This window comes from Clostridium estertheticum subsp. estertheticum (genome assembly GCF_001877035.1).
In the GTDB taxonomy this organism is placed as follows: domain Bacteria; phylum Bacillota; class Clostridia; order Clostridiales; family Clostridiaceae; genus Clostridium_AD; species Clostridium_AD estertheticum.
In genome coordinates, this window is the sequence record NZ_CP015756.1 from 4,420,512 (window position 1) to 4,433,641 (window position 13,130).

A 13,130-nucleotide genomic window follows, 5' to 3' on the forward strand; every position below is an offset into this window, starting at 1 on the left:
ATTTATTATGTTTAAAAACAATATGAAAAAAAGTATTACACTATTAATAATGTTAATTTCCTTATCAACTGTTAGTCCATTCCTAAATACTACAAATGCCGTAGGTCTTACAACTTCTGCTGGTATATCTGAGTCAACAAGTAATCCTACTATAATAGATGTTAAAACTTATAAATTGGATATAACAGGAATAACTGATACCTCAATCCAGTTTCAACAAATGATAGATTCATTACCAAGTGGAAGTACAATACAATTACCATCAGGTACGTATAAATTGTCGAATGTTGTTAAGTTAAAGGATAATTTACATATTATCGCCTCTAATGATGTTATAATTAAAGGGACTGGTTATAACACTTTATTTTCCACAGGTAATGCTAATAGTTTCGAGGGTATAGAATTTCAAAATTGTGCAACTGCTTTAAGTGTTTTTCAGAAAACTGGATTTAATATTACAAACTGCAGATTTACAAATAACATTAATTATGCTGCAATTAATTTCTATGGAAGTCATGATTCATCGATTTCAAATTCATATTTCTACAACATCCACAAATATGGAATTTTAATTGATAACGATAGTTCTGATATTAAAATCGATAACAATAATTTTGATAACCCTTTAGTTTTTGATGGCTATAATGTAGAACAGATAAGTGGACATATTTATTGTCTAAATGGAACTAGAATTTTCGCGACAAACAATATTATAAAAAATAGCGGTGGGCAAGGTATTATATTTGGTTATAATTCAACAACTGGAAAAGGTACAACAAGTTCCGTCGCATTTAATAATCGCTGCATAGGTAATGGTCAAGAAGGCGTTACTACATACGGCGGAAGCAAGAAGGTTTCTAATGGAAACTCTATTGTTAGTAATACATCTATAAATAACAGATTTAATCAAATTGAAGTATGGCAATCTGATAATAATATTGTTCAAGGCAATACCGTAGAAGAATCAATATTTGGTCGTGGAAGTTTAGGATCTATTTGCCTTTTTGGTACGACAGGAACAACTGTTACGGATAACAATATATTATCGTCTCAAAGTAATGGAATAGCAATAATTGCGGGTAGCTTAAATTGCAGCGTATCAAACAATTTTATAGCTGATACAAATAGGCAAAATTTTGTTAAAACCCCTGAGAAAGGTAACGGAATATTACTTGATTGGAACGGAGTAGCTGATCCACAATATATAACAATCGCTAATAATAAAATTAGCTCAAGTAATGGAATTATTGCTAAAAGTGGTATTTACTCAACTTCCAATACTAATCATCATAACAAAATAAATAGCAACATAATAACAGGTTATCAATATGGAGTTCACTGGTATGCCCTAGCAACATGTGAAAAATAGATTAACATTATAACCTCCCCACCGACATAAGAGGAGTGAATTGATATCTTAAATAATAACATAAGAAAAAGTATAGCTGTTACCCTAATATTAACTGCTTTATTAAATGGTACTTCTTTTGTAACTACTACAAAAGCTGCCACTGTGACAGCTAATTCAACTAATGGTCCTGCAACAATAGATGCTCAAAAATATAATTTGGATAAAACGGGAATATCAGATACCTCTGCTTCATTTCAAAAAATGATAGATTCATATCCAAAAGGTAGTACTATTAATTTACCAAAGGGTATATATAAGATATCTGACACTGTTAATTTGAAAGATGGGATGAGTTTGATTGCAGGTAGTGACGTTGTAATAGAGGGCACTGGTAAAAACACTTTATTCGCTACAGGTAATGATAACACTTTTAAGGGTATAGAGTTTCAAAATTGCTCTATTGCTTTAAGGGTGTTATATGTAAAAGGAGTTAATATAACAAACTGCAGATTCACAAATAATATTAATTATGCAGCAATCGATATTTATGGAAGTAGTGATTGCACTATTACTAATTCATATTTCTATAATATAAACAAATATGGAATTAAAATAGATAAGAATAGTTCTAATATTACTATATATAAAAATTATTTTGATAACCCTAAGGTTTTTGGTGGATATAAGAATTCGCAGATAGGTGGACATGTTTACTGCTTAAGTGGCACCAAAATCAATGTGACAAACAATATTTTGAAAAATAGCGGTGGCCAAGGCATAATATTCGGTTACAGTTCAACCTTAGGTAAGGGTACAACTAACTGCATAGCACGTAATAATACCTGTATCGGAAATGGTCAAGAAGGTATCACAATTTATGGAGGTGTTAAGAAACTATCAAGTGGAAATTCTATTATAGGCAATACTTCTAAAAATAACAGATACAATCAAATAGAAGTATGGCAATCTGATAATAACACTGTAAGTGGCAATACAGTTGAAGAATCAACAGCTGGGCGTGGTAATCTAGGCGCAATATGTCTGTTTACTACAACTGGGACAACTGTTACTGGAAATACAGTACTATCTGCTCAAAATAATGGTATAGATATAACTGCTGGAAGTTTATATAACACTATAACAAATAATAGTATAGCAAATACAAACTTAAACAATAATATTACTGCTCCGCAAAAGGGTAATGCAATATTGCTTGACTCAGCTGGGATATCACAGCCACAATATACCACAATTAGAAATAATAAAATTAGTTCAAGTAATGGCATTATTCCTAAGAGTGGTATCTATTCAACTTCTAATAGTAATAAGTATAACAAAATAGATAGTAACTCTATAACAGGCTACAAATCTGGATTTCATTCTTATGCAAAAATGACTTGTGGAATGTAACAACCTCTCCTTAGGATCTACTAAACAAAGGATAAAAGCTATAATATTTGTAGACTTTATCCTTTGTTTTTATTTACAATTTGCTTAAGAGTATTGGATTGAATTACTCCTGGGCGACTGGGTATACTAAAGTAATATACATATACTTACTAAAGTAGGCTTAAGATTATAGCAATTTTACTAATATGAAAATAAAGGGTGGATATATGAAATTTTTTAAAAATAAAACAGTCATAATTATTATGGTAGTCTTTTTTGCATTTCTCATAGGTACATTTGTAGTAATTAACAAAACAAAAGATCTTTCACTTCATAACATCAATAAGAATGATATAAAAAAATACTCATTAGACATAACCGGAGCCACGGACACCACAGCCGCATTTCAAAAAATGATAAATTCATATCCAAGCGGAAGTACAATAAAGTTACCCGAGGGCAAATATAGTCTTCACGGTAGTGTAAAACTTCCAGATGGAATAAAATTAGTTTCAAAAAATAAAGCAGTATTCATTGGTACTGGCAAAAACACTTTATTTCTTGCAGGAAATGACAACAGTTTTCAGGGTATAGAGTTCCAAAATTGCTCTACTGCAATAAACATTGATATGAAAAAAGGACTAAATGTAACTGAGTGTAAATTTACGAATAAGATTGATTATGTTGCATTAAATATATCTGCAAGCAGTAACTGTATTATTACAAATTCTCATTTCGATGATATTCGTAAATATGGGATTAAAATAGATAACGATAGTTCTAATATTACAATCGATAAGAATAATTTTGATAATGACAAAGTTTTTGGTGGTTATCAAAAAGAACAAATAAGCGGCCATATTTACTGCTTAAATGGGAACAAAATCTCCGTGACAAACAATGTGTTAAAAAACAGTGGCGGGCAAGGAGTGATATTTGGTTTTAATTCAACAACTGGGAAAGGTACAACAAACTCTGTAGCAAGTGGTAATACATGCATCGGTAATGGTCAGGAAGGCCTCACTATTTATGGCGGAGACAAGAAAGTTACAAGTGGAAATTCTCTTATAGGCAATATTTCCAAAAACAATAGATTTAATCAAATAGAAGTATGGCAAACTAAAGATAACATTGTTAAAAACAATACAGTAGAAGAGTCCATCAAAGGTGTTGGTAATCTAGGAGCAATATGTATGTATGAAACATCAAATACAACTGCTACTGGAAACAAAGTGTTATCTGCACAAAAGAATGGTATCGATATAACTGCTGGAAGCTCTAATAACATTGTATCTAATAATATTATAAATAATACAAATGGCGAAAATGATAATAAAGCTCCAGAGAAAGGTAACGGGATATTACTTGACTCAAATGGAAAAGATCAGCCTCACCATATAACAATTAAGGATAATAAGATTAGCTCAAGTAATGGAATAATATCTAAGAGTGGTATTTATTCAACTTCCAATACAGATCAGCACAACACCATAGATAACAATACAATAAAAGGTTACAAAACCGGACTTCATGAGTATGCTAAAATGACTGTTGGAAAATAAAAGAGTTCTCCTATGTGACTTGCAATATGAGCTTGAAACGTGAAATTTCATTAAGAAATTCTAATCTTTTGCGAATATAAAATTCTCTAACTCTCACACTCGACGTCCTGTCTCGGATTCGCTAGACTGGACCTCTGGGTAGTTCTCTGGGGCACATAACAATTATTAATTGTTATGCAACCTGGCAGTCTTACGAGAATTTTATATTAACAAAAGAAGAATTTTAAATGAGATTTCAATTGTGTCTGCGCTTCATATTGCAAGTCACTTCCGGAGAAATTCCTTTTATTCTATATTTACGACAAAGATACATCTAACAAAGATGATTGATAAAAAAGAATAAATCTAAATACTCCTTACAAAGATTTCTTTAGCCAATAGGCTAAAGGGGCGGTAACTGTAATTACTCAATTCATTTTTAAAAAATTAATGCATAAGAAAAGAGATAATCTATGAGATTATCTCTTTTCTTATGTCCAAATTACCTTCTAATTCTATCTTATCAGGTGTCCAACTGCTTAGTATTAATCCGTATACAATCCAATTTAATGGATTTGTAAAATAACCGCCGTAAATCTGATATAGGAAACTAAATAACAGAAGGTTTGCGAGTAACATATTTTTTTTGATACCTACATTAATCGCGAGTAGTGTGAGTAATAAAACTAAATATGATACTGCAAATATACCTCCCTCTGCAATAAAATACGGATATGAAGCCGCTACTACTGCTGTCATTCCAGTAGATTTAAAGATTTTCCTTGTATTATCGGTATTAAGATTTCCAAAGCCTACTCCGATGCCTTCTGTCTTAGTTATTGCTGTAGATGTGAATTCCTGAGTAACATTTACTCTGTAACTGTTGGAAGAATCTTTTCCATTTAAAGTATCTACTGTTCTCATGTACATTGATGATTTCGTTACTATGAACAATATTGTTATTATGGTAAAGACCATTATTAATCCATATCCAACTAAAATATTTTTAAAATTAACTTTTGTTATAATTATAATAAATGATATGAATATTATGGTGGAAAATAACATTACTGATGATCCGTAAGCTCCAGCTAATGCCAATAGACCTAAACAATCTATCATATAGATTATATATTTAGCTTGTACCTTATGAGTTTTTTCTTTAATAATTAAATACATTAATATAATAATTATTATAGATAAGTGAAAACCTAGTTCACTAGGTTCTATGTAAAATAAATTTAGTCTTACAAGATTATATTTATTTATAGTATCATGAAGCCTCCATAAATAATCATTTTGTTTTAGAACAATCGCTATAGGTGTGAGTATTAAGTAGATTCTACAAATATAATCAATAAACTTTTTAATCTTAAAGTCATGAATTTTTCTTGATACCAAAATCATTAAAGAAATGCATATAGTAATTTTAGAAATATTAACCAAAAGTTTTTGCATTTCTACATTTTGTATTACCATTCCTTGAATGATCCCATAAATTACAATCGGTAAAGCACATATTATTAAGAGTGAAATATCTCTCTTTTTTTTAAATATAACAAAGACAATCCCGAGCGTCCCCAATGCATAAAACAAATCTAAATTACCAGTTAATGTTTTACTAACAAAAGGTAAATTGGCAAACATCTGATGAAAGCAATACAATAATGCCATTAATATTTCCATTTATTTCTCCTATTCTTTAATCAGACCTGAGTACAATTCCATTATATCCAAAGCATGTTTTTCCATTGTATAAATACTTGCTAGATTTAGTATATTATTATTAATATAAGATAGTTTTTCTCTATCCTCTACTATAGATCCTAAACTTTTATATAATTCATCCTCATCGGCTTTTATTACTATACCAGTAGTTCCGGATTTCACCATATCTTTAAACCCTACAAGATCAGTTAAAATTACAGGTACTGCATATGAGAATGCCTCAAGTGCAATATATCCAAATGTCTCATACCAGATGCTTGGAACTATAAGTATATCTGTATTTTTAAATAATTCCTCCAGATCAGAATAAACATAGGTACCCTTTATCTTTACTTTCCCCATAAACTCATCTATATTTATATTTACATTTTTTCCATAAACATTCAAATTCCATTTACTAATATTGTTTTTCAGTAGTTGTCTAAGCACATCTAATAGAAAATATAATCCTTTATACTTTTCTATGGATCCAATATAAGTTATTTTTAATGGTTCTTTGATATTACTATGTTTTTTTATTCTATTATCTTTTATATTTGAATGAGAAATATTAAGAACTCTACTATTTACATTATTTATATATCTCTCATATGTATTCTTTGCCACACTGCTATTATAATGGATAAAATCCATATTATTAAGTATATCAATAGAATTTTTTCTAAACCTAACATATCCACTAGCCGAAGGATTATTTTTATTGTTTTTTTCTTCATTTATAAGTTCAGTTTCAGTTAATTCATGATTTTTTTTAATAATTAATTTCTGCTTATAAGCTCTTAGCTTTTTTATAATACTACTATTTTTTAAATATCTATAAGGTCTTGACTGCATAAAAAATACCAATGAACTACTGTATCCATTTCTATTACATGTTATGCAGTTCTCTCCATTATTATATTCCTCGCATATTTCTCCTTGCAAATCTATAAGGTTAACTTTAGGGCATATTCCAAAATAATCATGAGATGTAAATATAGTTTTTATATTTAATTCCTTAGCAGCTGCTACAAGCTCTTTATCTAAGCCCATCAATGTATGAATATGTAAAATTTTTACCTTTGACTCTTTTAAGAAATCTCTATATACATTTATATCTCTATTTTTAAAATATGTCTCTGGACTTGGTATTCCGCTAAGTAGTGGGATACCAATCGGGTTTAGTATTTCATATACTTTAACACCCTTAAATGACTTATTCTCATCAATTCGTAATTTTTTATCAATGGTGAAATGACCAGGATATAGTATTGTAACGTTATTGCCACCTGCAACTTGTTTTAACATAAGATCTACAGAATATTTAGTTAATCCTCCAGTCCGTAGTGGAGGTAATCCAAGAGAATAATGCAATATTTTAATAAGTCGACGCCTCCTTAAACTTATAAAAAAAGCTCTTCGTAATCATGAACAATCTTGTCCCAAGAGTAAGAATCTTTTATTCTATTTGTAGCCCTTGTAGACATCGCTAAAATTTCATTTTCTGTTAATTTTTCTGCTTTGCTTATTAAAGAAGCTAAATTGCCATCTTCATCACTAAAATACATAGCTCCATTTTTCCCAACTTCTTTATTAAAATTAACATCTAAAAGCAGATTAATATCCGTACTCGATAAAGCTTCAAGAAGTGAAGGATTAGTTCCTCCCACTGAATGTCCATGAATATATGCAAACGCTTCTTCTCTTATCTTTTTTAGAAGTTCATTATCATAAACAGTTCCTACAAATTTTATTCGTGTGTCGCAAGTAAAGTTCGTAGCCTTTAGTAATCTTTCATAAAATTTATTTTTCTCGACGTTTGTAATTATAACAAGATCCTTATCAACATCCGATTTCATAAACTCTCTTATCATAGTCTCATAACTGTTCTCGGGTACAAATCTACCAACAATTAAGTAATATTCTTTCCTTTTTATTAAGAAATCGTCAAAAAAGTTTGTTATAACATCATCCTTCTCCATTAGCTTAGATCTTCCGATTTCCGCTCCATAAGCTATAAATGTAGTATTAGGCTTGTACATATCATAATCTGTATTTATGTAATCCTCTATACCTTTTGAATCACATATTAGTAAATCTGCATGTTTTACCATCAGTTTCTCAGAAAATTTCCAATAATTCCTTACAGGAATACTCCATTTACTACGTTTCCATTCATGCCCATCAGGATTTATATAAAGCTTTATTCCCAAATCCTTGAGTTGTTTCTTGTAAAATGATATAAATGGACCAATACGACAAGCAAGAATAAGAACAATTGAATTAGATAATTTCTTTTCCTTAATATATTTTATTGATGTGCTTAAAGCTTGCAAATCATAAAGTACTGCTTTTGCACTACCTATGTCTTTTACATTAACATTAAAACATCTTGCTTTATTATAATAAAACTCTTCTTCCTTAACATTTAGGCAAGCCACATGATACATGATATCCTGACTTTTTTTATAAAGAGTTAATTTATCTACGAAAGTCTCGAATCCACCATAATTAGATGGTATTCCTTTAGAACCTATAATGAATACATCTGTCATTTGTTTACACCTCTATTTTTGTTTTATAAAATTATATTTAGTCCGTTTCATTTAGGAATACACCTATAATATTAGCATGCACTTTTTGAAGAATTTCTTTAGCCTTATGCGCAGATTTTCTTTCTGTTTTTCCTGATTTAACAACAAGAACACATCCATCAGTATATCTTGATAAAACCTCAGCATCAGCACCTATTGTAATCGGAGGTGTATCAATAATGATATAATCATAATCTTTCTTTAATGAAATTATAAATTCATTAAATCTTGATGATACAAAAAGTTCCGCATAATTTAATGTTACTGTACCAGACGTCAGTATAGATAAATTCTTTATCTTCGTAGTCTTAACTACTTTTTCAAACAATTCATCTCCGGATAAATAATTAACAAGTCCTTTATCATTTGTTAAATCAAACATGTTGTGTATATTCGGCTTTTTCAGATCACAATCAACAATTATAGTTTTTTTACCACTTTTTGCAAGTAATAGTGAAAGATATGATGTTGTAGTTGATCTACCTTCACTACTGCCAGCACTAGTTATCATAATAACCTTTTTTTCACTGTCCGCGTTTAAGAGTTGAATATTTGATATTAATCCGTTAAATGCTTTTAAATTAATTGAGTCTAAATTAAGATATTCTGTATATTTTGTTTTTCCCATTAAATCCATCTCCCTTCTAATTTATATTAAATGTGCGATTTATTTCTTTTTGGTAAATTCCCTAGAACATGTAGACCTAAATATTTCTCTACATCATCTTTGGTCCTGATCTTATCATCAAAGAACCCTATAAATGTTACAATAAATACTGAAAGGAACAATCCAAGTAAAAATGCTAATATTACGTTCATAGATTTAAATTTATTGTTTATAAGATCGCTCTGTCCCGAATTCTCCATTATTTTCATGATCTGCGAAGGATATATTCTCTTTACTTCTTTTGAATAAGATGTTATAACAGCGTTTGCTATAGCTATAGACTGCTTTTGAGATTCTCCACTAGCTGTAATTGTAAGTATCGGAGCATCAGCTGATACAGTAACCTCATAACTCTTTTGCAACTTTAAAGCTGGTACAGAACCTTTTAATAATAAGCTAGCGTTCCTTGGTATAGTACTAGAGTTTGCGATTTGCTCAAATGTAGGACTTAAACTTTTCGCATTAACTATATCTTCTTTATTTCCTATTACAACGCTAGTTATTGTTTGATACATTGGTTTAGAACTTTTCATAGAATAATAGCTAAGTAAAGTCGCTGTTAATGTTGCTAATATTGTTATAAGCAATATAATCCATTTCCCTCTTTTTAGAACATTTATAAATTCTTTATATCCTTTTGTAGTTTCGTTATTCATTTTAATACCTCCATGGTAATTGTTCTTTTTACTATATTGTTTTATTAATTTTAGATCTATACACCTTTTATATTGTTATATACCAATTTGATCTTTACTAAAAACAATATCAATTCAACATTTCTTGATTTCATAGACTTAACAAGTAATTTATGGAATTTACCAATCACCTTGGAATCATCCAAATTCTTTCTAACTTCTTCATTATCTAATAAGTTTAATATTTCTTGGCTTTTACTTTTTAAAGTTGATTTTTGCTCTATTTTACTTCCCAAATTTAAAAAACTTTTAGAGGAAGTTATCTTATAAAAATACTCAATTATACGATAAGTAAAATGAGTTGCTTGGTATTCCCTAGCATCCTTGCTATATTTACCCCATTCTTTAAGTTTACCTACGATAGTATCATTTTCGCTCCTTACAATATCCAAATAATTATCACAGTATTTAAGCCATACTGGATTTGCATTTTCAATTCTATAATTATATAAAGCCTCTGAAATGACTATGCATTTGTCTATGTGCTGATAATAATTAGCATTAAAAATTGTGTCTTCACCACGTTTATAATCCTCAAATTTCAAATTGTATTTTTTTATGATCTCAGCTTTGTAAATTTTATTCCACAGAGTATCTCCAATTTCTTCTTCTCTAAGAAAAATATAATTTGACAAAATTTCATCTTTTGTCTTAAAATTATGTTTCTTTGGTAATACAGTGGTCTTTTTTATAATTTGTCCATTTTTATCTACAAAAACATTGCTTTGCCCTGATATAACTAGATCCACATCATTGTTTTTTATATTTTCATACATTTTTTCAAATAAATTGTTCTCATACCAATCGTCACAATCTAAGAATATAATATATTTACCAATGGATTCATCTATTCCTCTATTTCTAGCGGCCCAGGTTCCTCCATTTTCTTTGCTAATTAATTTAATTCTAGAATCAATCTTTGCATATTCTTTGCACATTTCCTTACTGTTATCAGTAGATCCATCATCTATTATTATTAATTCAAAATCTTTAAATGTTTGCTCCATTATCATCTCTAAACACTCTTTGATATACTTTGCTCCATTATAAATTGGAACTATAATACTTATTTTCACCATACTAACACTCCTTAATAATGACCTTGGGCGCTTTTAATCATAACCTTTAATTATACAAAATTCTATTGGTAATAATAGCAATGTTTTTTACTTCATAACATTTTTAATCTTGTACAATAGAGGGAAAATAAGGCCATACGTTTTTGTTTTTATAAGCAATATATTAACTTTATCTTTAAATGTTAGCTTACTATTCCTTATTATTTCTGAAATTTGTAAATTATCTACCTCTTTTGATACTATATCTTTAAACTCCGAGTAATATTTCTTATCTCCAGTTTCAGAGCTTTGTATAAAGTATTTATTATGTATAGCCCATAGGGTCTTTATCAAATAAACCCTATAATAATCTATTAACTCACCATAAATAAGCGGGTTTTTTGTTATAAAATCTCTCATTATATAACATCCATATATCATATCTTTCATTGATTTAATTGAAAATGTTCTTGTAAGTGATAACTCTCTTTGCCTATAATAATAAAGTGGCTCTATCATTGAATAAATCTTATTTGCGTTTGCAAGTAATAAAAATCCAACTGGAGTATCCTCACATACTACAAAATCTGGAAATGAAATTTTGTTATCAAAAAAAAGTTTTCTTTTATGCAGCTTATTCCAAACATAACCCTTGATATCATTTAATAAAAACATCTTAAGGGCCTCACCTTTATCTAAAAAACCTTCTTTATCAATTCCTTCTATTTTCTTATAATTAGAATCCTGAACGCCTTGGCCTTCTTTATACAATATGTAATTACAAATAACTATGTCAATATTTCCATTAGTAGCTATTTTATACATTTTCTCAAACATATCAAGCTCTACAAAATCATCACTATCAACAAATGCTATGTATTCACCCCTTGCTGCTTTGAGCCCAGCATTTCGAGTTTCACTAATCCCACTATTCTTTTGATTTATAATAACTAATTCAGGAAATTTCTTTTTATATTCTTTAATTATTTCATAACAATTATCTGTAGAGCCATCATTTATTACAATAATCTCTTTATTATCAATAGTTTGATTAATAACGCTATCTAAACATTTTGGCAAAAATTCCTCTACATTGTAAACAGGTATTATAATACTGACATCAACTCTATCCAAAAAACATTCCCCCTAGTTAGCCTTCTTTATATACATTACTTTTTTAACTTTATGAAAAATGATATCCGTAAGTAAAATTCGTAAATATTTTGAGCGCATACAGCTTGTTAATATTAAATAAATTCTATAAATTTGATTTTTCTTCTTATATAGTTTTGATTTAGTAAGCCCATCTAATGCTAGACTATATTTTTTTTCTTCATGCATATTAATTTTTATGTTTTTTAAATCTTCTACTGTCTCATTTTCATGCCCATATTTAACCCTATCTTTATACATCTTAACAACGTGTTTTGAGTATAAAAGCTGTTGAAGGGAATTACTTTTGGATATTCCACTCTTGCGAATCCTATATCTAACTAAAAACTCATTAGTATTCCCAAGCTTACATCCATTAGTTATAAGTCTTAATAGGAAGTCATAATCCTCTGCGCATGTAATTTCTCTATAACCTTCATTTTTATCTATACATTCTTTTCTAAAAAACCAGGTTGGATGATTAATAAAATCTACATTTAAAAGGCAACTCTTTATTAATTTCATATCCACTGGCATAATTTCATCTCTATATAATTCTTTTCCATCCTCATCTATATTGATACACCTAGCACCCATAAAATCCACATCCAAATGACTGCCTAAATATTCAATTTGTTTATCAATTCTGCTTACTAGTGATATATCATCTGCATCCATCCTTGCTATAAAATCACCTTTAACATAAGTTAAAGCTTTATTTAAGCTCCTAACTAATCCAATGTTTTTTTCATTTTTAAAGAATCGTATTCTAGCGTCTTTTTTGTTATAAAATTTAATTATATTCTCTAACTTCTTATTATCCGGATTGTCTAAAATAATAATAAATTCTAAACTTCTATAACTTTGATTTAAGATTGATTCTATTGCTTCCATTAACCATTTTTCTTTTTCATTATATACACTCATAATTACAGACACTAATTGTTGTTTATTAACTTCCATTAAATCATCTCCT

The 13,130-nt window shown here is 29.0% G+C and carries 11 protein-coding genes; 3 read left to right on the forward strand and 8 right to left on the reverse strand.

Going from position 1 to position 13,130, the window contains the following annotated elements; all coding sequences use genetic code 11:
• Positions 1-7: 7 nt before the first annotated feature.
• The 3 genes from A7L45_RS20530 (at position 8) to A7L45_RS20540 (ending at position 4,302) form a co-directional block, all read left to right on the forward strand.
• A complete protein-coding gene (locus A7L45_RS20530; RefSeq protein ID WP_071614508.1) occupies positions 8-1,369 on the forward strand; it encodes a right-handed parallel beta-helix repeat-containing protein in 1,362 nt (453 codons plus the stop codon).
• A 144-nt stretch (positions 1,370-1,513) separates the two neighbouring features.
• Positions 1,514-2,761, forward strand: coding sequence for a right-handed parallel beta-helix repeat-containing protein (locus tag A7L45_RS20535; RefSeq protein ID WP_071614509.1), 1,248 nt, complete (start codon positions 1,514-1,516; stop codon positions 2,759-2,761).
• Between the two features lie 206 nt (positions 2,762-2,967).
• Entirely contained in the window at positions 2,968-4,302 is a 1,335-nt protein-coding gene (locus tag A7L45_RS20540; protein ID WP_071614510.1) for a right-handed parallel beta-helix repeat-containing protein, read from the forward strand.
• 450 nt (positions 4,303-4,752) lie between these two features.
• Here the strand turns inward: A7L45_RS20540 and A7L45_RS20545 are convergent, their stop codons facing one another.
• The 8 genes from A7L45_RS20545 to A7L45_RS20580 form a co-directional block, all read right to left on the reverse strand.
• The gene (locus A7L45_RS20545; protein ID WP_071614511.1) at positions 4,753-5,967 is read right to left on the reverse strand and encodes a hypothetical protein; all 1,215 of its coding nucleotides are present in this window, start codon (positions 5,965-5,967) and stop codon (positions 4,753-4,755) included.
• A 9-nt stretch (positions 5,968-5,976) separates the two neighbouring features.
• Entirely contained in the window at positions 5,977-7,296 is a 1,320-nt protein-coding gene (locus A7L45_RS20550; RefSeq protein WP_151553534.1) for a glycosyltransferase, read from the reverse strand.
• A gap of 95 nt (positions 7,297-7,391) precedes the next feature.
• The gene (gene cps2T / locus A7L45_RS20555; protein ID WP_071614513.1) at positions 7,392-8,543 is read right to left on the reverse strand and encodes a beta 1-4 rhamnosyltransferase Cps2T; all 1,152 of its coding nucleotides are present in this window, start codon (positions 8,541-8,543) and stop codon (positions 7,392-7,394) included.
• Between the two features lie 37 nt (positions 8,544-8,580).
• Complete coding sequence (locus A7L45_RS20560) at positions 8,581-9,210, reverse strand: CpsD/CapB family tyrosine-protein kinase (protein ID WP_071614514.1); 630 nt, start codon at positions 9,208-9,210, stop codon at positions 8,581-8,583.
• A gap of 26 nt (positions 9,211-9,236) precedes the next feature.
• The gene (locus A7L45_RS20565; protein ID WP_071614515.1) at positions 9,237-9,905 is read right to left on the reverse strand and encodes a YveK family protein; all 669 of its coding nucleotides are present in this window, start codon (positions 9,903-9,905) and stop codon (positions 9,237-9,239) included.
• 56 nt (positions 9,906-9,961) lie between these two features.
• A complete protein-coding gene (locus A7L45_RS20570) occupies positions 9,962-11,023 on the reverse strand; it encodes a glycosyltransferase family 2 protein (RefSeq protein ID WP_071614516.1) in 1,062 nt (353 codons plus the stop codon).
• Positions 11,024-11,110: 87 nt separating this feature from the next.
• A complete protein-coding gene (locus A7L45_RS20575; protein WP_071614517.1) occupies positions 11,111-12,136 on the reverse strand; it encodes a glycosyltransferase in 1,026 nt (341 codons plus the stop codon).
• Positions 12,137-12,148: 12 nt separating this feature from the next.
• Entirely contained in the window at positions 12,149-13,117 is a 969-nt protein-coding gene (locus A7L45_RS20580; protein WP_084647536.1) for a glycosyltransferase, read from the reverse strand.
• Positions 13,118-13,130 lie beyond the last annotated feature (13 nt).

Bases quoted from the DNA above. Each gene is read 5' to 3' on its own strand.
- A7L45_RS20530 (WP_071614508.1), top strand. From the start codon at position 8: ATGTTTAAAAACAATATGAAAAAAAGTATTACACTATTAATAATGTTA.
- A7L45_RS20540 (WP_071614510.1), top strand. From the start codon at position 2,968: ATGAAATTTTTTAAAAATAAAACAGTCATAATTATTATGGTAGTCTTT.
- A7L45_RS20545 (WP_071614511.1), bottom strand. From the start codon at position 5,967: ATGGAAATATTAATGGCATTATTGTATTGCTTTCATCAGATGTTTGCC.
- A7L45_RS20550 (WP_151553534.1), bottom strand. From the start codon at position 7,296: ATGTTAAAACAAGTTGCAGGTGGCAATAACGTTACAATACTATATCCT.
- cps2T (WP_071614513.1), bottom strand. From the start codon at position 8,543: ATGACAGATGTATTCATTATAGGTTCTAAAGGAATACCATCTAATTAT.
- A7L45_RS20560 (WP_071614514.1), bottom strand. From the start codon at position 9,210: ATGGGAAAAACAAAATATACAGAATATCTTAATTTAGACTCAATTAAT.
- A7L45_RS20565 (WP_071614515.1), bottom strand. From the start codon at position 9,905: ATGAATAACGAAACTACAAAAGGATATAAAGAATTTATAAATGTTCTA.
- A7L45_RS20570 (WP_071614516.1), bottom strand. From the start codon at position 11,023: ATGGTGAAAATAAGTATTATAGTTCCAATTTATAATGGAGCAAAGTAT.
- A7L45_RS20580 (WP_084647536.1), bottom strand. From the start codon at position 13,117: ATGGAAGTTAATAAACAACAATTAGTGTCTGTAATTATGAGTGTATAT.